This window comes from Neptuniibacter sp. QD48_11 (assembly GCF_047778095.1).
In the GTDB taxonomy this organism is placed as follows: Bacteria; Pseudomonadota; Gammaproteobacteria; order Pseudomonadales; family Balneatricaceae; genus Neptuniibacter.
In genome coordinates this window covers 3,367,280-3,392,879 of sequence record NZ_CP180551.1, presented here as the reverse complement: position 1 = coordinate 3,392,879, position 25,600 = coordinate 3,367,280, and the positions used below count along the sequence as shown (strand labels likewise).

Annotated in this window: 29 protein-coding genes and 4 tRNA genes; all 33 read left to right on the top strand. The window is 47.1% G+C overall.

Annotated features, from left to right (window positions below; all coding sequences use genetic code 11):
• The first annotated feature begins 7 nt into the window (after window positions 1–7).
• The 33 genes from ACMXYU_RS15980 (at window position 8) to rpsH (ending at window position 25,589) form a co-directional block, all read left to right on the top strand.
• Window positions 8–91, top strand: a tRNA-Tyr gene (locus ACMXYU_RS15980).
• An 11-nt stretch (window positions 92–102) separates the two neighbouring features.
• Window positions 103–177 (top strand) — tRNA-Gly (locus ACMXYU_RS15975).
• 11 nt (window positions 178–188) lie between these two features.
• Window positions 189–263: transfer RNA gene (locus tag ACMXYU_RS15970), tRNA-Thr, on the top strand.
• Window positions 264–350: 87 nt separating this feature from the next.
• Window positions 351–1,574, top strand: coding sequence for an elongation factor Tu (tuf, locus tag ACMXYU_RS15965; RefSeq protein WP_415886129.1), 1,224 nt, complete (start codon window positions 351–353; stop codon window positions 1,572–1,574).
• A gap of 65 nt (window positions 1,575–1,639) precedes the next feature.
• Window positions 1,640–1,715, top strand: a tRNA-Trp gene (locus ACMXYU_RS15960).
• A gap of 13 nt (window positions 1,716–1,728) precedes the next feature.
• Entirely contained in the window at window positions 1,729–2,145 is a 417-nt protein-coding gene (secE, locus tag ACMXYU_RS15955) for a preprotein translocase subunit SecE (protein ID WP_415882747.1), read from the top strand.
• Window positions 2,146–2,158: 13 nt separating this feature from the next.
• A complete protein-coding gene (nusG, locus tag ACMXYU_RS15950; RefSeq protein WP_415882746.1) occupies window positions 2,159–2,692 on the top strand; it encodes a transcription termination/antitermination protein NusG in 534 nt (177 codons plus the stop codon).
• 101 nt (window positions 2,693–2,793) lie between these two features.
• Window positions 2,794–3,228, top strand: coding sequence for a 50S ribosomal protein L11 (gene rplK, locus ACMXYU_RS15945; protein ID WP_297305736.1), 435 nt, complete (start codon window positions 2,794–2,796; stop codon window positions 3,226–3,228).
• Window positions 3,228–3,923, top strand: a complete 696-nt coding sequence (gene rplA / locus ACMXYU_RS15940; RefSeq protein ID WP_415882745.1) for a 50S ribosomal protein L1 — start codon at window positions 3,228–3,230, stop codon at window positions 3,921–3,923. The genes rplK and rplA overlap by 1 nt, the downstream gene beginning before the upstream one ends.
• Window positions 3,924–4,137: 214 nt before the next feature.
• A complete protein-coding gene (rplJ, locus tag ACMXYU_RS15935; protein ID WP_415882744.1) occupies window positions 4,138–4,629 on the top strand; it encodes a 50S ribosomal protein L10 in 492 nt (163 codons plus the stop codon).
• A gap of 70 nt (window positions 4,630–4,699) precedes the next feature.
• Window positions 4,700–5,071 (top strand): 50S ribosomal protein L7/L12, encoded by a 372-nt coding sequence (rplL, locus tag ACMXYU_RS15930; RefSeq protein ID WP_007021372.1) that lies wholly within the window; start codon window positions 4,700–4,702, stop codon window positions 5,069–5,071.
• A 168-nt stretch (window positions 5,072–5,239) separates the two neighbouring features.
• Window positions 5,240–9,340, top strand: a complete 4,101-nt coding sequence (gene rpoB, locus ACMXYU_RS15925; RefSeq protein WP_415899440.1) for a DNA-directed RNA polymerase subunit beta — start codon at window positions 5,240–5,242, stop codon at window positions 9,338–9,340.
• Window positions 9,341–9,414: 74 nt separating this feature from the next.
• Window positions 9,415–13,641: a DNA-directed RNA polymerase subunit beta' gene (gene rpoC / locus ACMXYU_RS15920; RefSeq protein ID WP_415899439.1), complete on the top strand. Its 4,227-nt coding sequence runs from the start codon at window positions 9,415–9,417 to the stop codon at window positions 13,639–13,641.
• A 144-nt stretch (window positions 13,642–13,785) separates the two neighbouring features.
• A complete protein-coding gene (gene rpsL, locus ACMXYU_RS15915) occupies window positions 13,786–14,160 on the top strand; it encodes a 30S ribosomal protein S12 (RefSeq protein WP_007021369.1) in 375 nt (124 codons plus the stop codon).
• A 121-nt stretch (window positions 14,161–14,281) separates the two neighbouring features.
• The gene (gene rpsG, locus ACMXYU_RS15910; protein ID WP_415882741.1) at window positions 14,282–14,752 is read left to right on the top strand and encodes a 30S ribosomal protein S7; all 471 of its coding nucleotides are present in this window, start codon (window positions 14,282–14,284) and stop codon (window positions 14,750–14,752) included.
• Window positions 14,753–14,770: 18 nt separating this feature from the next.
• A complete protein-coding gene (gene fusA / locus ACMXYU_RS15905; protein WP_415882740.1) occupies window positions 14,771–16,864 on the top strand; it encodes an elongation factor G in 2,094 nt (697 codons plus the stop codon).
• 37 nt (window positions 16,865–16,901) lie between these two features.
• Window positions 16,902–18,125, top strand: a complete 1,224-nt coding sequence (gene tuf, locus ACMXYU_RS15900; protein ID WP_415886129.1) for an elongation factor Tu — start codon at window positions 16,902–16,904, stop codon at window positions 18,123–18,125.
• A 221-nt stretch (window positions 18,126–18,346) separates the two neighbouring features.
• The gene (gene rpsJ, locus ACMXYU_RS15895) at window positions 18,347–18,658 is read left to right on the top strand and encodes a 30S ribosomal protein S10 (protein WP_075174125.1); all 312 of its coding nucleotides are present in this window, start codon (window positions 18,347–18,349) and stop codon (window positions 18,656–18,658) included.
• A 122-nt stretch (window positions 18,659–18,780) separates the two neighbouring features.
• Window positions 18,781–19,419, top strand: coding sequence for a 50S ribosomal protein L3 (rplC, locus tag ACMXYU_RS15890; protein ID WP_415899438.1), 639 nt, complete (start codon window positions 18,781–18,783; stop codon window positions 19,417–19,419).
• Between the two features lie 11 nt (window positions 19,420–19,430).
• Window positions 19,431–20,036 (top strand): 50S ribosomal protein L4, encoded by a 606-nt coding sequence (gene rplD, locus ACMXYU_RS15885; protein ID WP_415886127.1) that lies wholly within the window; start codon window positions 19,431–19,433, stop codon window positions 20,034–20,036.
• Complete coding sequence (gene rplW, locus ACMXYU_RS15880; RefSeq protein ID WP_415886126.1) at window positions 20,033–20,329, top strand: 50S ribosomal protein L23; 297 nt, start codon at window positions 20,033–20,035, stop codon at window positions 20,327–20,329. The genes rplD and rplW overlap by 4 nt, the downstream gene beginning before the upstream one ends.
• Window positions 20,330–20,344: 15 nt before the next feature.
• The gene (gene rplB / locus ACMXYU_RS15875) at window positions 20,345–21,172 is read left to right on the top strand and encodes a 50S ribosomal protein L2 (RefSeq protein ID WP_415882736.1); all 828 of its coding nucleotides are present in this window, start codon (window positions 20,345–20,347) and stop codon (window positions 21,170–21,172) included.
• Between the two features lie 12 nt (window positions 21,173–21,184).
• Entirely contained in the window at window positions 21,185–21,460 is a 276-nt protein-coding gene (gene rpsS / locus ACMXYU_RS15870) for a 30S ribosomal protein S19 (RefSeq protein ID WP_415882735.1), read from the top strand.
• A gap of 11 nt (window positions 21,461–21,471) precedes the next feature.
• Window positions 21,472–21,801 (top strand): 50S ribosomal protein L22, encoded by a 330-nt coding sequence (gene rplV / locus ACMXYU_RS15865; RefSeq protein ID WP_415884689.1) that lies wholly within the window; start codon window positions 21,472–21,474, stop codon window positions 21,799–21,801.
• A 23-nt stretch (window positions 21,802–21,824) separates the two neighbouring features.
• Window positions 21,825–22,505, top strand: a complete 681-nt coding sequence (rpsC, locus tag ACMXYU_RS15860; RefSeq protein WP_415882734.1) for a 30S ribosomal protein S3 — start codon at window positions 21,825–21,827, stop codon at window positions 22,503–22,505.
• Window positions 22,506–22,516: 11 nt separating this feature from the next.
• Complete coding sequence (rplP, locus tag ACMXYU_RS15855; protein WP_415899437.1) at window positions 22,517–22,930, top strand: 50S ribosomal protein L16; 414 nt, start codon at window positions 22,517–22,519, stop codon at window positions 22,928–22,930.
• Window positions 22,930–23,121: a 50S ribosomal protein L29 gene (rpmC, locus tag ACMXYU_RS15850; RefSeq protein WP_299179666.1), complete on the top strand. Its 192-nt coding sequence runs from the start codon at window positions 22,930–22,932 to the stop codon at window positions 23,119–23,121. The genes rplP and rpmC overlap by 1 nt, the downstream gene beginning before the upstream one ends.
• Before the next feature lie 2 nt (window positions 23,122–23,123).
• Window positions 23,124–23,387, top strand: a complete 264-nt coding sequence (gene rpsQ, locus ACMXYU_RS15845; RefSeq protein WP_292949289.1) for a 30S ribosomal protein S17 — start codon at window positions 23,124–23,126, stop codon at window positions 23,385–23,387.
• A gap of 74 nt (window positions 23,388–23,461) precedes the next feature.
• Window positions 23,462–23,830: a 50S ribosomal protein L14 gene (gene rplN / locus ACMXYU_RS15840; protein ID WP_007021360.1), complete on the top strand. Its 369-nt coding sequence runs from the start codon at window positions 23,462–23,464 to the stop codon at window positions 23,828–23,830.
• Window positions 23,831–23,932: 102 nt separating this feature from the next.
• The gene (rplX, locus tag ACMXYU_RS15835; RefSeq protein ID WP_415886125.1) at window positions 23,933–24,247 is read left to right on the top strand and encodes a 50S ribosomal protein L24; all 315 of its coding nucleotides are present in this window, start codon (window positions 23,933–23,935) and stop codon (window positions 24,245–24,247) included.
• An 11-nt stretch (window positions 24,248–24,258) separates the two neighbouring features.
• Window positions 24,259–24,798 carry a 50S ribosomal protein L5 gene (rplE, locus tag ACMXYU_RS15830; protein ID WP_415882731.1) on the top strand — a complete coding sequence of 180 codons (540 nt, stop codon included), beginning with the start codon at window positions 24,259–24,261 and terminating at the stop codon, window positions 24,796–24,798.
• Window positions 24,799–24,810: 12 nt separating this feature from the next.
• A complete protein-coding gene (rpsN, locus tag ACMXYU_RS15825) occupies window positions 24,811–25,116 on the top strand; it encodes a 30S ribosomal protein S14 (RefSeq protein WP_415882730.1) in 306 nt (101 codons plus the stop codon).
• Between the two features lie 80 nt (window positions 25,117–25,196).
• Window positions 25,197–25,589: a 30S ribosomal protein S8 gene (gene rpsH, locus ACMXYU_RS15820; protein ID WP_415882729.1), complete on the top strand. Its 393-nt coding sequence runs from the start codon at window positions 25,197–25,199 to the stop codon at window positions 25,587–25,589.
• Window positions 25,590–25,600: the final 11 nt, after the last annotated feature.

Genomic DNA, 25,600 nt, shown 5'->3' with positions numbered 1-25,600 from the left:
AATTGTTGGTGAGGTTCCCGAGTGGCCAAAGGGATCAGACTGTAAATCTGACGCGTAAGCTTCGGTGGTTCGAATCCACCCCTCACCACCATTCACAGTAAGGCGGGTATGGTATAGTGGCTATTACCTCAGCCTTCCAAGCTGAAGAGGCGGGTTCGATTCCCGCTACCCGCTCCAAGTGAGACTAAGCTCAAGTAGCTCAGGGGTAGAGCACACCCTTGGTAAGGGTGAGGTCGGCGGTTCAATTCCGCTCTTGAGCTCCAGAATTTATTTTTTTAGGGTAGATATAGTAATATATCTGCCCTTTGTTATATTTGCGCTTTGTAAATTTAATTGTACTGGACAGACTGATGGCTAAAGAACAATTTGAACGCACGAAACCGCACGTAAACGTTGGTACAATCGGCCACGTTGACCACGGTAAAACAACGCTAACTGCTGCTCTAACACGTGTAGCTGCTGAAGTTTTCGGTGGTGAAGCGGTAGATTTCGCTAACATCGATAACGCTCCAGAAGAGCGTGAGCGTGGTATCACAATCGCGACTTCTCACGTAGAGTATGACACTCCAGAGCGTCACTACGCGCACGTTGACTGCCCAGGTCACGCTGACTACGTTAAGAACATGATCACTGGTGCTGCACAGATGGACGGCGCTATCCTAGTATGTGGTGCGACTGATGGTCCAATGCCACAGACTCGTGAGCACATCCTACTGTCTCGTCAGGTTGGTGTACCTTACATCGTAGTATTCCTAAACAAAGCAGACCTACTTGCAGAAGACTGTGGTGGTGCTGACTCTGAAGAATACGCTGAGATGCTAGAATTGGTTGAAATGGAGCTTCGTGAGCTTCTAGACCAGTACGAATTCCCAGGTGACGACACTCCAATCGTTCCAGGTTCTGCTCTAATGGCTCTAAACGGCCAGGACGACAACGAGCTAGGTACTACTGCTGTTAAGACTCTTCTAGAAACTCTAGATTCTTACATCCCAGAGCCAGAGCGTGCTATCGACGGTGCATTCATCATGCCAATCGAGGACGTATTCTCTATCCAGGGTCGTGGTACTGTAGTAACTGGTCGTGTTGAGCGTGGTATCATCAAGGTTGGTGAAGAAGTTGAAATCGTAGGTATCAAAGAAACTACGACTACTACTTGTACTGGTGTTGAGATGTTCCGTAAGCTTCTTGACGAAGGCCGTGCTGGTGAGAACGTTGGTGTTCTACTACGTGGTACTAAGCGTGAAGAAGTTGAGCGTGGTCAAGTACTAGCAGCTCCAGGTTCTATCACTCCTCACACTCGTTTCGAGGGTGAAGTATACGTACTATCCAAAGAAGAAGGCGGTCGTCACACTCCATTCTTCAAAGGTTACCGTCCACAGTTCTACTTCCGTACAACTGACATCACTGGTGCATGTGAGCTTCCAGAGGGTGTAGAAATGGTAATGCCTGGTGATAACGTTAAGATGGACGTTACACTAATCAACCCAGTAGCAATGGAAGAAGGTCTACGTTTCGCGATTCGTGAAGGTGGCCGTACTGTAGGTGCTGGTGTTGTATCTAAAATTGTTGAATAAAATCAACAATTAGGTATTGCCAACTGATAGGGAGGCTTATACAATATGCCTCCCTATTATGCAGTAGGCCAGTGGCTCAATTGGCAGAGCAGCGGTCTCCAAAACCGCAGGTTGGGGGTTCGAGTCCCTCCTGGCCTGCCATCTCTTTTCTGAGATGGCATCAAGACACAAGCTATTTTTAAGTAATCCTGAGGCCCTAAGCGTGAATGCCAAAGTGAATTCCGAAGGTTCAAAGTTTGACGCCCTTAAGTGGGTCGCTGTAGTGGCAATTGTTACTGCGGGCGTTGTAGGTAACTCTGTTTACGCAGATCAGTCTTTGTTCTACCGTGTGGTTGCACTGCTTGTGTTAGCGTTGATTGCAGGTTTTATCTCTCTGCAAACAGCAAAAGGGAAAGCGTTTTTTACTTTGTTTAAAGAAGCAAAGCAGGAAATTCGCAAGGTAGTATGGCCGACACGTCAAGAAACAGCACAGACAACAGCGATTGTTGTGGTTGTGGTTCTGATTATGGGTTTGGCGTTGTGGGGGCTTGACTCATTGTTGAGCTGGTTAGTATCTGGAGCAATAGGTTAAGAGGCTGATAAGCATGTCTAAGCGTTGGTATGTTGTTCATGCGTACTCCGGGTACGAAAAGCGTGTAATGAATACGCTGAAAGAACGAATTGAGCTGCATTCTATGCAGGATCTTTTTGGTGAGGTGTTGGTGCCTACCGAAGAGGTTGTTGAAATCCGTGACGGTAAGAAACGTAAATCTGAGCGTAAGTTCTATCCAGGTTATGTGTTAGTTCACATGGATATGAATGATGAGAGCTGGCACTTAGTTAAGAATACGCCGCACGTTCTTGGATTTATTGGTGGTACTGCAGGTAATCCTGCGCCGATCACAGAAGCAGAAGCTAACGAGATCCTTAGTCGAGTTGAGAGCGGTGTTGATAAGCCGCGTCCGAAGACTGTGTTCGAGCCGGGTGAAATGGTTCGAGTTATCGATGGGCCGTTTGCTGACTTTAACGGTGTGGTTGAAGAGATTAACTACGAGAAGAACAAGCTGCAGGTGGCAGTATTGATCTTCGGTCGATCTACACCGGTTGAATTGGATTTCGGTCAGGTCGAAAAAGCCTGATTTAGAGTTTTAAGGAATAACCTCAGCGAGAGCTGGGGTTTTTCTGTCTTGAGAAAATGGGGAGCTGTAAGGCGTTTGAACCCACTAGGAGTTAAATAAAAATGGCTAAGAAGATTGAAGCTTATATCAAGCTGCAAGTTCCTGCCGGCGGCGCTAACCCGTCACCACCAGTAGGTCCTGCGCTAGGTCAGCATGGTGTTAACATCATGGAATTCTGTAAAGCGTTCAATGCTCAAACTCAGAGCATGGAAAACGGCTTGCCAGTTCCTGTTGTAATTACTGTTTATGCTGATCGTAGCTTTACTTTCATCACTAAAACACCTCCAGCAGCAGTTCTTCTTAAGAAAGCTGCAGGTCTTAAGAGCGGTTCTGGTCGTCCAAATACTGAGAAAGTGGGTAACGTTACTCGCGCTCAGATGGAAGAGATCGCAACTGTTAAAATGCCTGACCTAACTGCTGCAGATATGGATGCAGCTGTACGTACTATCGCAGGTACTGCGCGTAGCATGGGTCTGATTCCGGAGGGTGATGAGTAATGGCTAAGTTGACTAAGCGTCAGAAGCTAATCGCTGAGAAAGTTGAAGCGGGTAAAGCTTACTCTATTGAAGATGCAGTTTCTCTACTATCTGAACTTTCTACTGTTAAGTTCAAAGAAACTGTTGATGTTGCTGTAAACCTTGGTGTTGATCCACGTAAATCTGATCAGGTTGTTCGTGGTTCTACTGTGCTGCCAAACGGTACTGGTAACGATGTTCGTGTAGCTGTATTTGCTCAAGGCGAAAACGCTGAGAAAGCAAAAGCTGCAGGTGCTGATGTTGTTGGTTTCGAAGACCTAGCAGAGCAGATGAAAGGTGGTGATCTGGACTTTGGTGTTGTTATCGCAACTCCAGACGCGATGCGCGTTGTTGGTCAGCTTGGTCAGGTTCTAGGTCCGCGTGGTCTAATGCCTAACCCTAAAGTTGGCACAGTAACTCCAGATGTTGTTACAGCTGTAAACAATGCTAAAGCTGGTCAGGTTCGTTTCCGTACTGACAAGAACGGCATCATCCACGCAGGTGTTGGTAAAGCTGACTTCGAAGCGGCTGCTATCAAGCAGAACATCGAAGCACTTGTTGCTGACCTTAAGAAGCTGAAGCCGGCTTCTGCTAAAGGCGTGTATCTTAAGAAAGTAACCCTGTCGACTACTATGGGTCCAGGTTTGCTAGTTGATCAGGCTTCTCTAGAAGTTTAATCAACATGAAAGGTTTTTTGAGGGTCTTCTGTACCTGTTACACAGAGATGAAGGCCGTCAAAGACCGCAGGTGATAGGGGTTTCCTTATCTTAATGGGCTAAACCAGCCTGCGCAGACGGTGAGATTCTGTATTTGAATCAAACCACCGTACTCGGAAAGCCTCAGTAATGAGGCGGTTGGTAATAAGTCGAAAGACTACTCCAGGAGTAAATCGTGGCATTAGGACTCGAAGATAAAAAAGCGATCGTCGCTGAAGTCCAGGAAGCTGCATCTAGTGCTCTGTCTGCTGTTGTTGCGGATTCCCGCGGCGTTGAAGTAGGCGATATGACTGCACTGCGTAAAGAAGCTCGTGAAAACGGCGTATGGCTTAAAGTTGTACGTAACACGCTTGCTAAACGCGCAGTTGAAGGCACTGACTATGCATGCCTACAGGACACTTTCAAAGGTCCAAGTATCATTGCTTTCTCTCAGGAACACCCGGGCGCTGGCGCTCGTATCCTGAAGAACTTTGCGAAAGACAATGAGAACTTTGAACTGAAAGCAGCAGCATTCGAAGGTGAAGTTGTAGACGTGGCTATGCTAGCAAGCTTGCCAACTTACGACGAAGCAATTGCGAAGCTGATGGCTTGCATGAAAGAAGCTGCAGCCGGCAAACTATGCCGTACTATTGCAGCGGTTCGCGACCAGAAAGAAGAAGCTGCGTAAGTTTATACGCACCTTTATTTATACAAGTTTTAATGAGCCTTCGGGCTTACAAATATCAGGAATATAGAAAATGTCTCTGACTAACGAAGATATCCTAAACGCAATTGCTGAAATGTCTGTTAAGGACGTTGTTGCTCTTATCGAAGCAATGGAAGAAAAATTCGGTGTAACTGCAGCTGCTGCTGTAGCTGCTGGTCCTGCTGGCGATGCTGGTGCGGCTGCTGAAGAGAAAACTGAATTTGACGTTATCCTAACTGCTGCTGGCGATAAGAAAGTTAACGTAATCAAAGCAGTACGTGGCGCTACAGGTCTTGGCCTGAAAGAAGCTAAAGGCATCGTTGACGGCGCTCCAGCTGCTGTTAAAGAAGGCGTTAGCAAAGAAGAAGCTGAAGAACTTCAGAAAGCACTGGAAGAAGCTGGCGCTTCTGTTGAAGTTAAGTAATAACTTCATGCTAATCCGAACAGATTTCTGTTCGAAGTGCTGACGGCTGGTGGCTATATGCCACCGGCCTTTTTCCGTTATTTATAGACAGCAAATAAATAGCGGTAACACAGTCCGAAACGGGTTTTCGGCCTGCTTATAAATTGGTGCACTTGCTGGGGAACACTGATGGCTTATTCATACACTGAAAAGAAACGCATCCGTAAGGACTTCGGTAAATTACCGCAAGTAATGGATGTGCCTTACTTGCTGGCAATTCAGCTTGACTCCTATAAAAAGTTTTTGCAGACAGGGGTTGAAGCAGCAGATCGTTTAGATGCTGGTCTGCATGCAGCATTTAACTCCGTCTTCCCGATCGTGTCCTATTCTGGAAATGCATCTCTAGAATATGTTGGCTACCGTCTGGGTGAGCCTGTATTTGACGTAAAAGAGTGTCAAATACGCGGTATTACATACGCAGCACCTCTGCGTGTGAAAGTTCGTCTGGTTATTTATGACCGTGAATCCAGCAACAAAGCCGTAAAAGACATCAAGGAACAAGAAGTCTATATGGGCGAAATGCCTTTGATGACTGAAAACGGAACTTTCGTAGTTAACGGTACTGAGCGTGTAATCGTATCTCAGCTACACCGTTCACCAGGTGTGTTCTTTGATCACGATAAAGGTAAAACACACTCTTCTGGTAAGCTACTTTACTCTGCGCGAGTGATTCCTTACCGTGGTTCTTGGTTAGACTTTGAATTTGATCCAAAAGATAGCCTATTCGTACGTATTGACCGTCGTCGTAAGCTGCCTGCAACTATCTTGTTGCGCGCTTTGGGTTACCAGGCTGAAGAGATCCTAGATATCTTCTTCGATAACACGTCTTGGAGCCTGACGTCTGAAACAATCAACATGAAGTTGGTTGCTGATCGTCTACGTGGTGAAACACTGTCTTTTGAAGTGAAAGATCCTGAAGGTAATGTGATTGTTGAAGCGGGTCGTCGTATCACGCCTCGTCACATCCGTCAGATGGCAAAAGCCAACATGGAACAGCTTGAAGTACCAATGGAGTACTTGGCTGGCAAGGCAATTGCTAAAGATGTTATCGACCCATCTACAGGTGAACTGATCTGTGGTTGTAACGCTGAGATTACAGAAGAACTGGTTGAACAGCTTCGTGCTGCAAATATCACTGAGTTCGAAACTCTGTACACGAATGACCTAGATTGTGGTCCATTCATCTCTGATACGCTACGTAACGATCCTACGCGTAACCAGTTAGAAGCATTGGTAGAAATCTACCGTATGATGCGTCCTGGTGAGCCACCAACAAAAGAATCTGCTGAAGCATTGTTCGAAAACCTTTTCTTCACTGAAGAGCGTTACGATCTTTCTGCTGTTGGTCGCATGAAGTTCAACCGCCGTCTAGGTCGCGAAGAAGTTACTGGTTCTGGCGTACTAGATAAAGAAGATATTCTTGAGGTTATGAAGACCTTGATTGATATCCGTAACGGTAAAGGTACCGTGGATGATATCGATCACTTGGGTAACCGTCGTATCCGTTCTGTTGGTGAAATGGCAGAAAACCAGTTCCGTGTAGGTCTGGTTCGTGTTGAGCGTGCTGTTCGTGAACGTCTAAGCATGGCGGAATCTGATAACCTGATGCCTCAGGATTTGATCAACGCTAAACCTGTTGCGGCTGCAATTAAAGAGTTCTTCGGTTCATCTCAGCTGTCTCAGTTTATGGATCAGAACAACCCTCTTTCAGAAGTAACTCACAAGCGTCGTGTTTCTGCATTAGGTCCAGGTGGTCTAACACGTGAGCGTGCGGGCTTCGAGGTACGTGACGTACACCCAACTCACTACGGTCGTGTATGTCCAATCGAAACGCCGGAAGGTCCAAACATCGGTTTGATCAACTCTTTGGCAACATTTGCTCGTACAAATGACTATGGTTTCCTAGAGACTCCTTACCGTCGTGTAGTAGATGGCAAAGTAACAGATGAGTTAGATTACCTATCTGCGATTGAAGAGAATACATTCGTAATCGCACAGGCGTCTGCAACAATGGATGACGAAGGTCGTCTATTGGATGAGCTTGTAACAGTTCGTCACCTAAACGAAACAACAGTAATGTCTCCTGACAAAGTCCAGTACATGGACGTATCTCCACGTCAGGTTGTATCTGTTGCGGCATCCTTGATTCCATTCCTAGAGCACGATGATGCGAACCGTGCATTGATGGGATCGAACATGCAGCGTCAGGCTGTACCAACACTACGTGCTGATAAGCCGCTAGTAGGTACTGGTATCGAGCGTAACGTAGCTCAAGACTCCGGTGTATGTGTTGTGGCACGTCGCGGTGGTCTGATTGAGTCTGTAGATGCGAGCCGCATCGTGGTTCGTGTAAACGACGACGAAGTTACAGCGGGTGATGCAGGTGTAGATATCTACAACCTGACTAAATACACACGTTCCAACCAAAATACATGTATCAACCAGCGCTCTATCGTTAATCCTGGTGATACTGTAAAAGTTGGCGATGTTATGGCTGATGGTCCATCCGTTGATATGGGTGAGCTAGCACTTGGTCAGAACATGCGTATCGCCTTCATGCCTTGGAATGGTTACAACTTCGAGGACTCCATCCTAATCTCTGAGCGTGTAGTTCAGGAAGATCGTTTCACAACTATCCACATTCAGGAACTAACCTGTGTGGCGCGTGATACGAAATTGGGTTCTGAAGAGATTACATCAGATATTCCAAACGTTGGTGAGTCTGCACTGGCGAAGCTTGATGAAGCAGGTATTGTTCACATCGGTGCTGAAGTAGGCCCAGGTGACATCCTTGTAGGTAAAGTAACGCCTAAAGGTGAAAGCCAGCTAACGCCAGAAGAGAAGCTGCTACGTGCGATCTTCGGTGAGAAAGCTTCTGACGTTAAAGATACATCTCTACGTGTTAAAACAGGTACTGTTGGTAAAGTAATCGACGTACAAGTATTCACACGTGATGGCGTTCAGAAAGATGAGCGTGCGCTATCTATCGAGAAGGCGGAGCTTGACGCAATCCGTAAGGATCTAAACGAAGAGCTTCGCATCGTTGAGCAGGCAACGTTCGAACGTCTAGGTCGTGTACTAGTTGGCTTGAAAGCTGACGGTGGTGCAGGCCTGAAGAAAGGCGAAGAGATCACAGCTGAATTCCTGGCTGGATTGTCTAAATCTGATTGGTTCAACATCCGCGTTTCTGATGAAAATGCAGTTGAACAGCTAGAGCTAGCTCAGAAACAGCTTGAAGATCGTAAAGAATCTTTAGACAAGCGTTTCGAAGATAAGAAGAGCAAGCTGCAGACAGGTGATGATCTTGCACCTGGCGTCCTTAAGATTGTTAAGGTTTACGTTGCTACTAAGCGTCGCGTACAGCCTGGTGACAAGATGGCGGGTCGTCACGGTAACAAGGGTGTTATCTCTGTAATCATGCCTGTAGAAGACATGCCTTACGATGAGAACGGTGAGCCAGTAGATATCGTACTGAACCCACTGGGTGTACCGTCTCGTATGAACGTAGGTCAGATCCTAGAGACGCACATGGGTATGGCTGCGAAAGGCTTAGGTCGTCGTATCAATGAGATGCTGGATCAGGAGCGCGAGCGCACTGAAACAGTAACTGAGATCCGTAGCTTCCTAGATCAGATCTATAATGCAGATCTGGGTGCTGGCATGAACAGCCGCACAGAAGATCTAGATAGCTTCTCTGATGATGAGATTCTAGAGCTAGCTAAGAACCTATGTGGTGGTGTGCCTCTAGCTACACCTGCCTTTGACGGTGCGAAAGAGGTTGAATTGAAATCTCTACTTCGTCTTGCAGGTTTGAGCGATACAGGTCAGTCAACGTTGTTTGACGGCCGTACCGGCAACAAGTTTGACCGTCCTGTAACTGTTGGTTACATGTACATGCTGAAACTGAACCACTTGGTAGACGACAAAATGCACGCTCGTTCTACTGGTTCTTATAGTCTTGTTACGCAGCAGCCGCTGGGTGGTAAGGCGCAGTTCGGTGGTCAGCGTTTCGGTGAGATGGAGGTATGGGCACTAGAAGCATACGGTGCTGCTTATACTCTACAAGAGATGCTTACAGTTAAGTCCGATGACGTGAATGGTCGTACGAAGATGTATAAGAACATCGTCGACGGCGATCACCGTATGGAGCCGGGTATGCCGGAATCCTTCAACGTACTTATTAAAGAGATCCGTTCTCTGGGTATCGACATCGAGCTCGAATCCGAATAAGCACAAAACTGTATACCAGGCGGGGGTCGCCTTCGGGCGGCCTCAAGCAAGAACTCCGTTAGGAGCTTGAAAGAATGAAAGATCTGCTGAATCTGCTGAAAACACAGGGCCAATCTGAAGAGTTCGACTCTATCAAGATCACTCTGGCCTCTCCGGAAATGATCCGTTCATGGTCGTACGGTGAAGTTAAAAAGCCGGAAACTATTAACTACCGTACGTTCAAGCCAGAACGTGAAGGTCTATTCTGTGCCAAAATCTTTGGTCCAGTAAAAGACTACGAGTGCTTGTGCGGTAAATATAAGCGCATGAAACACCGTGGTGTTATCTGTGAGAAGTGTGGCGTTGAAGTAACGCTAGCTAAAGTTCGTCGTGAGCGTATGGCACACATCGAACTTGCTTCTCCTGTAGCGCACATTTGGTTCCTTAAGTCTCTGCCATCCCGTATCGGTTTGATGCTGGATATGACGCTACGTGATATCGAACGTGTTCTTTACTTCGAATCTTTCGTAGTAATCGATCCAGGCATGACTACGCTTGAGCGCGGTCAGCTACTGAACGATGAGCAGTACTTTGAAGCGCTAGAAGAGTTCGGTGATGACTTCGACGCACGTATGGGTGCAGAAGCTGTTAAAGAACTATTGTCTTCTATTGAGCTTGAAGAAGAAGTTAATCAACTGCGTGAAGAACTACCGCAGACTAACTCTGAAACTAAGATCAAGAAGCTTTCTAAGCGTCTTAAGCTACTAGAAGCTTTCTACAAGTCAGGCAACAAGCCTGAGTGGATGATTCTTGAAGTACTACCAGTACTTCCACCAGATCTTCGTCCGCTAGTACCACTAGATGGTGGTCGTTTCGCGACATCTGATCTTAACGATCTTTACCGTCGTGTTATCAACCGTAACAACCGTCTTAAGCGTCTACTTGACCTTAATGCTCCAGATATCATCGTACGTAACGAAAAACGTATGTTGCAGGAATCTGTTGATGCATTGCTAGATAACGGCCGTCGCGGTCGTGCGATTACTGGCTCTAACAAGCGCCCTCTGAAATCTTTGGCCGATATGATCAAAGGTAAGCAGGGTCGTTTCCGTCAAAACCTTCTAGGTAAGCGTGTTGACTACTCTGGCCGTTCTGTAATCGTGGTAGGTCCATACCTACGTCTACACCAGTGTGGTCTTCCTAAGAAGATGGCACTTGAGCTATTTAAGCCATTCATCTTCTCCAAGCTAGAGCTTCGTGGTCATGCGACTACAATTAAAGCGGCTAAGAAGATGGTTGAGCGCGAAGAAGCACTAGTATGGGATATCCTAGACGAAGTAATCCGTGAGCACCCTGTACTACTTAACCGTGCTCCAACACTTCACCGTCTTGGTATCCAGGCATTCGAGCCGGTACTGATCGAAGGTAAAGCTATTCAGCTACACCCACTAGTTTGTGCGGCATACAACGCCGACTTCGACGGTGACCAGATGGCTGTACACGTTCCACTGACTATTGAAGCTCAGTTGGAAGCGCGTGCGTTGATGATGTCTACAAACAACGTACTATCACCTGCCAATGGTGAGCCGATCATCGTACCTTCTCAGGACGTTGTATTGGGTCTTTACTACATGACTCGTGATCGAGTGAACGCGAAAGGTGAAGGCATGGTATTTGCTGACATCGAAGAGATCGCTCGAGCGCAAGGTGCCGGTGAACTTGATCTACAAGCAAAGATCAAAGTACGTGTTACAGAAAGCATTCGTGACATCGAAGGTAACCTAGAAACGATTACTGAAATGAAAGAAACAACGGCCGGTCGTGCGTTGTTGTTCGCAATCGTTCCAGCAGGTCTACCTTACGAGCTTGTTAACCAGCCAATGAAGAAGAAAGCGATCTCTCGCCTTCTTAACGAAGCTTACCGTCGCTGTGGTCTGAAAGATACAGTAATCTTTGCTGACCAACTGATGTACATGGGCTTCCGTCAGGCAACTATGTCTGGTGTTTCTATCGGTGTTAACGACTTCGAAATTCCAGCTGAGAAAACAACTATTATCGATGAAGCAGAAGCTGAGGTAATGGATATCGAACGTCAGTTCGCTGATGGTTTGGTAACTCAGGGTGAGAAATACAACAAAGTTATCGATATCTGGTCTCGTGCTAACGAATTGTTGGCTAAGAAGATGATGGATAACTTGAAGACTGAGCCGGTTGTTACAAAAGATGGCGAAGAGTCCGAGCAGGAATCTTTTAACTCTGTATACATGATGGCCGACTCCGGTGCCCGTGGTAGTGCTGCACAGATTCGTCAGTTGGCGGGTATGCGTGGTCTGATGGCTAAGCCGGATGGCTCTATCATCGAAACACCGATCACTGCGAACTTCCGTGAAGGTCTAAACGTACTTCAGTACTTTATCTCGACCCACGGTGCTCGTAAGGGTCTAGCCGATACGGCATTGAAGACAGCGAACTCCGGTTACCTAACGCGTCGTCTAGTAGACGTAGCTCAAGACGTAGTTATCACAGAGCATGATTGTGGTACTGAAGAAGGTCTGAGCATGGTACCTCTGATCGAAGGTGGTGACGTAGTAGTTGCGCTGGGTGATCGTGTACTAGGTCGTACAGTGGCTGTTGATGTTCTAGATCCACAGGGTGTAGAGGTTCTAATCGAAGCGGGTACGCTAATCGATGAAGCATGGAAACATCGTCTAGAAAACGATGAGAAGTACTCTTCTATCGATGAGATTATCGTGCGCAGTGCGATCACATGTCGTACACGTCACGGTATCTGTGCTAAATGTTACGGTCGTGATCTTGGTCGCGGTCACTTGGTTAACCCAGGTGAAGCAGTGGGTGTTATCGCTGCTCAGTCAATCGGTGAGCCAGGTACACAGCTAACGATGCGTACGTTCCACATCGGTGGTGCTGCATCACGAGCAGCTGCTGTAGACAGCATTCAGGTTAAGAACGGCGGTGAAATTCGTCTTCACAACCTTAAGTTTGTAGAGCGTCCAGATGGTGCGTTGGTTGCAACTTCTCGTTCTGGTGAGCTGGGTGTAACTGATGAGCACGGTCGTGAGCGTGAGCGTTACAAGCTTCCATACGGTTCTGTGATCAAAGTTAAAGACGGTAGCTCTGTTGAAGCAGGCGACATCGTAGCTAACTGGGATCCACATACTCACCCAATCATCTCTGAGGTGGCGGGTAAGGTTGAGCTTTCAGGCATGGAAGACGGTATTACCGTTAAGAGCCAGACTGATGAGCTAACAGGTCTATCTACAACTGAGGTATTGGACGTTAAAGATCGTCCAGCAGCAGGTAAAGATATCCGTCCTATGATCAAGCTATTGGATGCGAAAGGTAATGAAGTAATGCATCCAGGTACAGATTCTGCAGCGCAGTATCTACTACCAGCTAAAGCGATCATGAACCTTAGCGATGGCGCTGAAGTACAAGTAGGTGACGTTCTTGCACGTATTCCTCAAGAAGGTACTGTGAACAAGGATATCACCGGTGGTCTGCCGCGAGTTGCGGATCTATTCGAAGCACGTAAACCGAAAGAGTCTGCGATTCTTGCAGAAGTTTCTGGTCTAATCGGCTTCGGTAAAGAGACTAAAGGCAAGAAACGTCTTGTGATCTCTCCTAGTGATGCAGAGCCACATGAAACAATGATCCAGAAATGGCGTAACCTGAACGTGTTCGAAGGTGAACATGTAGAGAAGGGTGAGGTTGTTTCTGATGGTCCGTCTAACCCACATGACATTCTACGCGTACTAGGTGTAGAAGAGCTGGCGAAATACATCACTGGTGAAATCCAGGACGTATACCGTCTACAGGGTGTAGGCATCAACGATAAGCACATCGAGGTAATTGTTCGTCAGATGCTGCGTAAAGTTGAGATTGTATCTGCGGGTGATTCTACATTCATCCCAGGTGATCAGGTTGAATACCAAGCTGTATTGGCAGAGAACGAAGAGCTAGAAGCTGCTGGTAAGATCCCAGCTAAGTACGATCGCGTACTATTGGGTATCACTAAAGCATCTTTGGCTACTGAGTCCTTCATCTCAGCAGCATCCTTCCAGGAAACAACTCGAGTTCTAACGGAGGGTGCGGTAACAGGCAAGCAGGACTTCCTGCGCGGCCTGAAAGAAAACGTGGTAGTAGGTCGTCTGATCCCAGCGGGTTCAGGTCTTGCTTACCATGAAGAGCGTAAGCGCAAACGTGCTCAACCTGCTGAAGGTGAGTCCGTGACAGTAAGTGCTGAAGAAGTTCAGCAGGCACTGACAGAAGCGCTAAATGCTTCAATGCCAGATGCTGAATAACAATTTATTCGAAAATATTGAATAAATAGTATCCAGTATTTGACGTTTAGGGCCGGAATTGATTAAAATTCCGGCCCCTTTGTGATTGGATTGTGTAAATCCAATTTTTTTTATGGTGTTAAATCAAAACGTGGAGTTTGCTTAATGGCAACGATTAACCAGCTGGTACGTAAACCACGTAAACGCAAAGTTCAGCCAAGCGATGTTCGTGCATTGCAGGCTTGTCCTCAGCGTCGTGGCGTTTGTACCCGTGTATACACCACTACTCCGAAAAAACCGAACTCAGCACTACGTAAAGTATGTCGTGTTCGTTTGACCAACGGCTTCGAAGTTGCTTCCTACATTGGTGGTGAAGGTCACAACTTGCAGGAGCACAGCGTTGTTCTAATTCGTGGTGGTCGTGTTAAGGACCTTCCTGGTGTTCGCTATCACACAGTTCGTGGCGCACTAGATTGCTCAGGTGTTAATGAGCGTAAGCAAGGCCGTTCTAAGTACGGTGCTAAGCGTCCTAAGTCTTAATCGTCGTCCCAACATAGTGCTTTAGTTACCTAAACACTGTGTTGAATACACGGTAAGAGTAAGGCCTAGCATCAATTGCTTGGAATACCTGAAGACCTTTTAATTTATTGAGGGCTTATCAATGCCTAGAAGACGCGTCGCTGCAAAGCGCGAAATTTTACCGGATCCTAAATTCGGAAGCACAGTTCTTGCTAAGTTTATCAACCATGTAATGGTTCACGGTAAGAAGTCTGTAGCTGAGAAGATCGTTTACGGTGCTCTAGATAAAATCGAAGAGCGTTCTGAACAAGATCCAATCGAGCTATTCGAAAAAGCTCTAGAAGCTATCCAGCCAGCGGTTGAAGTTAAATCCCGCCGTGTTGGTGGTGCTACATACCAAGTACCAGTTGAAGTACGTCCTGCTCGTCGTATGGCTCTAGCTATGCGTTGGGCTGTAGACTCTGCACGTGGTCGTGGTGAGAAGTCAATGGCTCTGCGTCTAGCAGGCGAGTTGATGGACGCTGCTGAAGGCCGTGGTGCTGCAGTTAAGAAGCGTGAAGACGTGCACCGTATGGCTGAAGCGAACAAAGCATTCGCTCACTACCGCTTCTAAGATACTGAGGATTAAGTCGTGGCTCGTAAAACTCCTATCGCACGTTACCGTAACATCGGAATTTGTGCGCATGTAGATGCCGGTAAAACGACTACAACTGAGCGTGTCCTGTTCTACACCGGTCTTTCTCATAAGATCGGTGAAGTGCATGATGGCGCTGCGACAATGGACTGGATGGAGCAAGAGCAGGAGCGTGGTATTACAATTACTTCTGCTGCAACAACTTGCTTTTGGAAGGGTATGAACCAGCAGTTCGATGATCATCGTATCAATATCATCGATACTCCTGGGCACGTTGACTTCACCATCGAAGTAGAGCGCTCACTGCGTGTGCTTGATGGTGCAGTTGTTGTGTTATGTGCATCTTCCGGTGTCCAGCCTCAGACAGAAACGGTTTGGCGTCAAGCTAACAAATATGAAGTTCCGCGCATGGTATTCGTCAATAAGATGGATCGCCTTGGTGCGGATTTCTTCATGGTTGTAGATCAGTTAAAAGATCGTCTTGGCGCTAATGCTGTACCAATCAATTTCCCGATTGGCGCAGAAGAAGATTTTGTTGGTGTTGTCGATCTGGTTCGCATGAAAGCCATTATGTGGAATGAAGCGGATCAGGGTATGACCTACGAGCTGGAAGATATTCCAGCTGATTTGCAAGATAAAGCTGATGAGCTTCGCGAAGAGCTGGTTGAAGCTGCTGCTGAAGCATCAGAAGAGCTGATGGAAAAATACCTTGAAGAAGGTGATCTATCAGAGGAAGAGATTAAACAGGGGCTTCGTGCTCGTACCTTGGATAACGATATTGTTCTTATGCAGGCTGGTTCTGCGTTTAAGAACAAAGGTGTTCAAGCTGTTTTGGATGCGGTTATCGAATACATGCCATCTCCGATCGAGGTTAAATCGATCGAAGGTACGCTAGATGATGAACAGGAAACTGTTGCACAGCGTGAGGCTGATGATGACGCGCCGTTCTCTGCTCTTGCATTTAAAATTGCTACAGACCCATTTGTAGGTACGCTTACGTTCGTACGTGTGTACTCGGGTGTTCTTAAGTCGGGTGATGCGGTCTTTAACTCTGTTAAGGGTAAAAAAGAGCGTGTTGGTCGTATGGTGCAGATGCATTCTAACAACCGTGATGAGATTAAAGAGGTTCGCGCAGGCGACATCGCAGCTCTAATCGGTATGAAGGATGTAACTACGGGTGATACTTTATGTGATGGTGACAACAAGATTGTCCTTGAGCGTATGGAATTCCCTGCACCAGTTATCTCTGTAGCGGTTGAGCCTAAGTCTCAAGCTGATCAAGAGAAAATGGGTATTGCGCTAGGTAAGCTTGCGCAAGAAGATCCATCTTTCCAAGTTGAAACAGATCAGGAGACGGGTCAGACAATTATTTCCGGTATGGGTGAATTGCACCTTGATATTCTCGTGGATCGTATGAAGCGTGAATTTAAGGTTGAAGCCAATATCGGTAAACCACAGGTAGCCTACCGTGAGAAGATCCGTCAGTCTGTTGACGCAAACCACAAGTTTGTACGTCAGTCAGGTGGTCGTGGTCAATATGGTCATGTTGTCGTTGAATTTAGCCCTTCTGATGAAGAGGGTCTAGAGTTTATCAACGAGATTGTCGGTGGTGCTATTCCTAAGGAATACATCCCAGCTGTACAAAAAGGTATTGAGGAACAGATGCATAACGGTGTCATTGCTGGCTATCCGTTAATCGGCCTTAAAGCACGTTTGTACGATGGGTCCTTCCATGATGTTGACTCCAACGAAATGGCGTTTAAAATCGCTGCATCACAGGCGCTTAAAAAGTTCGCACAAGAAGCAAATGCGTGCTTGTTAGAGCCAATGATGAAAGTTGAAGTTGTAACCCCAGAAGATTACATGGGTGACGTGATGGGTGACCTGAACCGTCGTCGTGGTCTTGTGCAGGGGATGGAAGACAGTTCTTCGGGTAAGATTATCAACGCTCATGTTCCGCTGGGTGAGATGTTCGGTTATGCAACCGACCTACGCTCTGCGACGCAGGGTCGTGCGACTTACTCGATGGAGTTTCTCGACTACGCTGAAGCGCCACAAAATGTCGCTGACGCTGTAATCAATCAGAACTAATATTTTTATTCGCCTAATTACTTTGAGGTAATGAAAAGTGGCTAAAGAACAATTTGAACGCACGAAACCGCACGTAAACGTTGGTACAATCGGCCACGTTGACCACGGTAAAACAACGCTAACTGCTGCTCTAACACGTGTAGCTGCTGAAGTTTTCGGTGGTGAAGCGGTAGATTTCGCTAACATCGATAACGCTCCAGAAGAGCGTGAGCGTGGTATCACAATCGCGACTTCTCACGTAGAGTATGACACTCCAGAGCGTCACTACGCGCACGTTGACTGCCCAGGTCACGCTGACTACGTTAAGAACATGATCACTGGTGCTGCACAGATGGACGGCGCTATCCTAGTATGTGGTGCGACTGATGGTCCAATGCCACAGACTCGTGAGCACATCCTACTGTCTCGTCAGGTTGGTGTACCTTACATCGTAGTATTCCTAAACAAAGCAGACCTACTTGCAGAAGACTGTGGTGGTGCTGACTCTGAAGAATACGCTGAGATGCTAGAATTGGTTGAAATGGAGCTTCGTGAGCTTCTAGACCAGTACGAATTCCCAGGTGACGACACTCCAATCGTTCCAGGTTCTGCTCTAATGGCTCTAAACGGCCAGGACGACAACGAGCTAGGTACTACTGCTGTTAAGACTCTTCTAGAAACTCTAGATTCTTACATCCCAGAGCCAGAGCGTGCTATCGACGGTGCATTCATCATGCCAATCGAGGACGTATTCTCTATCCAGGGTCGTGGTACTGTAGTAACTGGTCGTGTTGAGCGTGGTATCATCAAGGTTGGTGAAGAAGTTGAAATCGTAGGTATCAAAGAAACTACGACTACTACTTGTACTGGTGTTGAGATGTTCCGTAAGCTTCTTGACGAAGGCCGTGCTGGTGAGAACGTTGGTGTTCTACTACGTGGTACTAAGCGTGAAGAAGTTGAGCGTGGTCAAGTACTAGCAGCTCCAGGTTCTATCACTCCTCACACTCGTTTCGAGGGTGAAGTATACGTACTATCCAAAGAAGAAGGCGGTCGTCACACTCCATTCTTCAAAGGTTACCGTCCACAGTTCTACTTCCGTACAACTGACATCACTGGTGCATGTGAGCTTCCAGAGGGTGTAGAAATGGTAATGCCTGGTGATAACGTTAAGATGGACGTTACACTAATCAACCCAGTAGCAATGGAAGAAGGTCTACGTTTCGCGATTCGTGAAGGTGGCCGTACTGTAGGTGCTGGTGTTGTATCTAAAATCGTTGAGTAATTAATACTCTTTGATTTGAAAAAGCCCTCCCTGTGAGGGCTTTTTTGTGCCTACTTATAAGCTTGTTCGGGGGTGTAAGTATAGATTGTTTGTTAATTGTACAAATTAATCCTGCTTACTGTTGACCTTCGCAAGTGACATAAGTAGAATTTGCGTCCCCCTCATAGTAGGGGGAGGTCGGCGTATGCCGTAAAATTATTTTTTGGAAATGTGTGATCGAAATGCAGAATCAGAAAATTCGTATTCGTCTGAAAGCCTTTGATCATCGCTTGATCGACTCTTCTGCGCAGGAAATCGTAGATACTGCAAAGAGAACAGGCGCTCAAGTACGAGGTCCGATCCCACTTCCTACTCGCAAAGAACGCTACACTGTTCTGATTTCACCTCACGTAAACAAAGATGCGCGTGATCAGTATGAAATCCGTACACATAAGCGTGTTCTAGACATCGTTGAGCCAACTGAAAAAACAGTTGACGCATTGATGAAGCTAGATCTTGCTGCGGGTGTTGAAGTGCAGATCAGCCTCGGCTAAAAGGCAACTGCGCAGAGTTAATTTTAATTAATGAAGCGCTTATTTAGTGTGGAATGCTCTGGAAAGGGCAGCCGTAGTGGGTAACAGCCCCGTACACAACTGGCAAGAGGTTTTAAAAGAAAATGTCTGTAGGTCTTATCGGACGTAAAGCGGGTATGACTCGCGTCTTCACTGAAGACGGCGTATCCGTGCCAGTCACCGTCATCGAAGTGGAACCGAACCGTGTTACTGCTGTGAAAACAGAAGAAACCGACGGCTACCAAGCAGTGCAGGTTACTACTGGTGCTAAGAAGGCTAACCGCCTTTCTAAGCCAGAAGCTGGTAACTTTGCTAAAGCTGGTGTTGAAGCTGGTCGTGGTTTGTGGGAGTTCCGCCTGTCAGATGGCGACGAAGTCAACGTTGGCGACGAGCTAACAGTTGCGCGCTTCGAAGCTGGTCAGAAAGTTGACGTAACAGGTCAGTCTAAAGGTAAAGGTTTCCAGGGTGGCGTTAAGCGCTGGAACTTCTCCATGCAGGACGCGACACACGGTAACTCTCTTTCTCACCGTGCTCCGGGTTCTATTGGTCAATGTCAGACTCCTGGTCGTGTTTGGAAAGGCAAGAAGATGGCAGGTCAAATGGGTAATGCTCAGGTTACTGTGCAGACCCTAGAAGTTGTTCGCGTAGACGCTGAACGCAACCTGTTGTTGATCAAAGGTGCTGTTCCAGGCGCAACTGGCGGTGACGTAATCGTTAAACCAGCTGTTAAAGCTGGCGCCTAAGGGGGTTTGAAATGAATCTGAATTTAGCTGGAGCTAATGGTTCGGTTGAAGTTTCCGACCTGGCTTTTGGTAAAGAATTCAACGAAACGCTAGTTCACCAAGTAGTTACAGCTTACTTGGCTGGCGGTCGTCAAGGCACTAAAGCTCAGAAAAACCGTTCTGCGGTTTCTGGCGGTGGTGCTAAGCCATGGCGTCAAAAAGGTACAGGTCGTGCACGTGCGGGAACTAGCCGTTCTCCAATCTGGCGTGCCGGTGGTGTTACCTTCGCGGCTCAGCCGCGTGACTACGCTCAGAAAGTAAACAAGAAAATGTACCGCGCAGCAATGCGTTGCATCTTCTCTGAGCTTGTACGTCAAGAACGTCTGGTTGTTGTTGAAGATTTCGCTTTGGAATCTCCAAAGACAAAACAGTTTGTGGCTAAGCTGAACGAGCTTGAGCTGACTAACGCACTGCTGATTACTGAAGATGTAGAGCAGAACTTGTACCTAGCTGCACGTAACGTACCACACGTTGATGTACGTGATGCTGCTGGCGTTGACCCGGTTTCTCTGGTTGGCTTTGATAAAGTACTAGTTACTGTTGCTGCTCTGAAGAAAATCGAGGAGAAGCTGGCATGAAACAGGAACGCATTTATCAAGTGCTGCTGGGTCCGCACATCTCCGAGAAAGCTACTATCGTAGCTGATGGTTCTCAGCAAGTAGTATTCCGTGTGGCTAAAGACGCTACTAAACCAGAAATCAAGCAAGCAGTTGAAGAGCTGTTCAACGTTAAAGTTAAAGGCGTGAACGTTCTTAATGCTAAGGGCAAAACCAAGCGTACTATGCGTGGTTTCGGCAAGCGTAGCGATGTGCGTAAAGCATACGTTTCTCTAGCTGACGGCTCTGAGATTGATTTCCTTGGTGGCGAGTAATAGAGGGTATATAAAATGGCAGTGACTAAAACTAAGCCGACCTCTGCTGGACGCCGTCATGTAGTTAAAGTGACTAACACTGAACTGCATAAAGGTAAGCCTCATGCAGCTCTTGTTGAGAAAAAGAGCAAGAGCGGTGGTCGTAACCACCACGGTCGCATCACTACTCGTCATATTGGCGGTGGTCACAAACAGCAGTACCGTATCATCGATTTCCGTCGTAACAAAGACGGTATTCCAGCGACAGTTGAGCGTTTGGAATATGATCCTAACCGTTCTGCGCATATCGCACTAGTTGTATATGCAGACGGTGAGCGTCGTTACATCATTGCACCTAAAGGTGTTTCTGCGGGCGCTAAGATCATGTCTGGCGATTCTGTAGATATCAAGCCTGGTAATACTATGCCTCTACGCAACATCCCAGTGGGTTCTGTAATCCACTGTGTTGAGTTGAAGCCTGGTAAAGGTGCTCAGATTGCTCGTTCTGCGGGTACATCTGCACAGTTGGTTGCACGTGAAGGTGCTTATGCGACTCTTCGTCTACGTTCTGGCGAAATGCGCAAAGTCCTAGTTGAATGTCGTGCAACTCTGGGTGAAGTGAGCAACAGTGAGCACTCCTTGCGTCAGCTTGGTAAAGCTGGTGCTACGCGCTGGCGTGGTGTTCGTCCTACTGTTCGTGGTGTTGCGATGAACCCAGTAGACCACCCACACGGTGGTGGTGAAGGTCGTACTTCCGGTGGTCGTCACCCAGTGTCGCCATGGGGTGTTCCGACTAAGGGTTATAAAACTCGCAAGAACAAGCGTACTGATAAGTTGATCGTACGCCGTCGTAACGCTAAGTAAGAGGATACAGCTGTGCCACGTTCACTGAAGAAAGGTCCATTTATCGACCTTCACCTGTTGAAAAAGGTAGAGTCTGCAATTGAAGCAAACGACCGTCGTCCAATCAAAACTTGGTCACGTCGTTCTACGATCTTCCCGAATTTCGTAGGTTTGACAATTGCAGTACACAACGGCCGTCAGCATGTTCCGGTATTTATTTCCGAGGACATGGTTGGTCATAAACTGGGCGAGTTTGCTGTGACACGTACTTACCGTGGTCACGTAGTAGACAAGAAAGCCAAGCGATAAGGAGTTAGATGATGGAAGTTGCCGCTAAGCACAAAGGCGCCCGCATCTCTGCACAGAAAGCACGTCTGGTTGCTGACCAGATCCGTGGTAAATCTGTCGGTGAAGCTCTGGATATCCTGGCGTATAGTCCTAAAAAAGGTGCGGCGCTTGTTAAGAAAGTACTAGAGTCTGCTATTGCTAACGCAGAGCATAACGAAGGTGCTGATATTGACGAGCTACGTGTTTCTACAGTTTTTGTTGATGAAGCAATGACTATGAAACGCATCAAGCCGCGTGCGAAAGGTCGCGCTGATCGTATTTTGAAGCGCTCCTGTCACATCACTGTAAAAGTGGCCGACTGAGCTGACTGCTAGGAGATTCCGTTATGGGTCAGAAAGTACATCCTACGGGTATTCGTCTCGGTATTGTTAAAGATCACACTTCTGTGTGGTACGCAGACAAGAGCGAATACGCAAGCAAGCTGCAGAACGATCTGCAGGTGCGTGAGTACCTGGACAAGCAGCTTGAAAAAGCATCTGTTAGCCGCATCGAAATCGAGCGTCCTGCACAGAATGCAAAAATTACTATTCACACAGCTCGTCCGGGCATCGTGATTGGTAAGAAAGGCGAAGATGTTGAGAAACTACGTAACACTGTATCTGAAATGATGGGTGTTCCAGTTCACATCAACATCGAAGAAATTCGTAAACCAGAACTAGACGCGCGTCTTGTTGCACAAGGTGTTGCAAGCCAGCTTGAGCGTCGTGTTATGTTCCGTCGTGCTATGAAGCGTGCGGTACAGAACGCAATGCGTCTTGGTGCTAAAGGTATCAAGATTCAGCTAGGTGGTCGTCTTGGTGGTGCCGAAATCGCTCGTAGCGAATGGTATCGTGAAGGTCGTGTGCCATTGCACACACTTCGTGCTGATATCGATTACGCTACTTATGAAGCGCACACTACTTACGGTGTGATCGGCGTTAAAGTCTGGATCTTCAAGGGTGAAGTTCTTGGTGGCATCGAACAAGTTCGTGCTGAAAAGAATGCGCCTAAGAAGAAAGGTAAGTGAGGTAGACGTCGATGCTACAACCAAAACGTCTTAAGTTCCGCAAAATGATGAAAGGCCGCAACCGCGGTCTAGCACAGCGCGGTAGCACTGTAAGCTTTGGTGAATTTGCACTGAAAGCGACCGGTCGTGGTCGTATCACTGCACGTCAGATCGAAGCAGCGCGTCGTACCATGACACGTCACGTTAAGCGTGGTGGTAAAATCTGGATCCGTGTGTTCCCAGACAAGCCAATTTCTAAGAAACCGCTTGAAGTACGTATGGGTAAAGGTAAGGGTGCGGTTGAGTACTGGGTTGCTCAAATCAAGCCGGGTAAGATTCTGTTCGAAATGAGCGGAGTTGATGAACAGCTTGCATCTGAAGCGTTCAACCTAGCTGCTGCTAAATTGCCTGTTGCAACAACCATTGTTAAACGGACGGTGATGTAATGAAAGCAACTGAACTACGTGAAAAGTCCGTTGATGAGCTACAGCAAGAACTACTAGGTCTTCTAAAAGAGCAGTTCAACCTGCGCATGCAGAAGACGACTGGTCAGCTTGCTCAGAATCATCTTCTAGGACAGGTTCGTCGCGATATCGCTCGTGTGAAGACAGTACTCAACGAAAAGGCAGGTAACTAAGTATGAGCGCCGAAAAACGTACTCGAACTGTTACTGGTCGCGTTGTTAGCGACAAGATGGATAAAACCATCACAGTTCTGGTTGAGCGCAAAGAGAAGCATCCGATTTACGGAAAATTCATGAAGCGCTCTTCTAAACTGCATGCTCACGATGAGAAAAATGAGTGCCAGCAAGGTGACCTAGTTACCATCGCAGAAACTCGTCCTTTGTCTAAGAATAAATCTTGGGCGTTGGTTCGTATTGAAGAGCGTGCAGCAAAGGTGTAAACTATCGCACCTTTGCTCCATTAGACGGTCCGTCCGCATTGCGGGCGGCCTAAAAATGTTTGTGGAGTAAGACCATGATTCAAACTGAATCTATGCTTGACGTAGCTGACAACAGTGGCGCTAAGCGAGTGCAGTGTATTAAGGTCCTTGGTGGTTCTCACCGCCGCTACGCTTCTGTAGGTGACATTATTAAAGTTACTGTTAAAGAAGCGATTCCTCGCGGTAAAGTGAAGAAAGGCCAGGTTCTTAACGCCGTAGTGGTACGTACCCGTAAAGGTGTTCGTCGTCCAGACGGTTCAGTAATCCGCTTTGATACAAACTCTGCGGTTCTACTGAATGCGAGCGACGCTCCAATCGGTACTCGTATCTTCGGCCCAGTGACGCGTGAACTTCGTTCAGAGAAGTTCATGAAAATCATTTCCCTGGCGCCTGAAGTGCTATAAAGATCGAACAATATACTGTTCGGTTTATGTGAAAACGCTAACACCGGAAGGTGTTGGCGTTTTTGAGCATGAGAGGGTAGCAGGAAGCGATATAGGTAAATTATGCGCAAAATTAAACGTGACGATGAAGTAATTGTCATCGCAGGAAAAGACAAGGGCAAGCGTGGCACAGTCATGCGTGTTCTGGACGATCGTTTGATCGTTTCTGGTATCAACATGGTGAAGAAGCACACTAAGCCGAACCCAATGTTGGGTAAAGCAGGTGGCATCGTTGAGAAAGAAGCTGCAATTGCAGTTTCTAACGTAGCGATCTTCAACCCGCAGACTGGTAAGGGCGATCGTGTAGGCTTCAAAGTTCTTGAAGACGGCACTAAGACTCGTATCTTCAAGTCTACCGGCGAAGTAATTGGCGGATAAGGGGAGATATCATGTCTAGATTAAAAGCGCTTTATAACGATTCCGTTAAGCAGCAGCTTAAAGATGAGCTGAACTGCCCTAACGTAATGGCAGTTCCACGTTTGACTAAAATCACTCTAAACATGGGTGTTGGTGAAGCGTTGGGCGATAAGAAAATGCTTGAGAACGCTGTTGCAGATATGACTGCAATTGCGGGCCAAAAGCCAGTTGTATGTTTGGCACGTAAATCTATCGCGGGCTTCAAAGTTCGTGAAGGTTGGCCAATCGGCTGTAAAGTAACACTACGTGGCGAGCGTATGTGGGAATTCTTGGACCGTTTGGTAGATATCTCTATCCCACGTATCCGTGACTTCCGTGGCCTAAACCCGAAATCTTTCGACGGTCGTGGCAACTACAGCATGGGTGTTAAAGAGCAGATCATCTTCCCTGAAATCGAATTCGATAAGGTTGATAAGATGCGTGGTATGGACATTACGTTCACTACAACTGCTAAGAACAATGATGAGGGTCGTGCTCTATTGGCTGCCCTGAACTTCCCGTTCCGTAAGTGATAGGCATACATCATGGCTAAAGAATCAATGAAGGCACGTGAAGACAAACGTGCGAAGCTTGTTGCACAGTATGCTGAGAAGCGTGCTGCACTAAAAGCAATTATCAATAACCCTAATTCATCTGAAGACGAAGTTTGGGATGCAGTGATCGCTCTACAGAAGCTACCACGCGACTCAAGCAAATCTCGTCAGCAGCGTCGTTGCCAGATTACTGGTCGTCCACACGCTGTATACCGTAAATTCGGTATTAGCCGTATTAAACTGCGTGAAGCAGCGATGCGCGGTGATGTTCCAGGTTTGAAAAAGGCAAGCTGGTAATCCACCAGTTTGTATAACGGTAAGCGCAGTGGTCCGGCCCTTTGGGTACCGCACTGTGCTGCACAAGAGGAAGTAAATGCATGAGCATGCAAGATACTCTAGCGGATATGTTTACTCGTATTCGTAACGGTCATATGGCTGAAAAGCAGGCCGTATCTATGCCGTCTTCCAAAGTAAAAGTATCAATTGCCAAAGTTCTTAAGGACGAAGGTTACATCGTTGACTACGCAGTAGAAGGCGACGTAAAACCGGTTCTGAACATTGAGCTTAAATACTTTGAAGGAAAGCCGGTAATTGAAGAGATCAAACGCGTTAGTCGTCCAGGTCTGCGTATCTACAAGAACGCAAGCGAACTACCAAAAGTATCTGGTGGTCTGGGTGTAGCGATTATCTCTACAAGTAAAGGTGTAATGGCTGACCGCGCTGCACGTAGTGCTGGCGTTGGTGGCGAAGTAATCTGCACGGTATTCTAAGAGGTATTTCA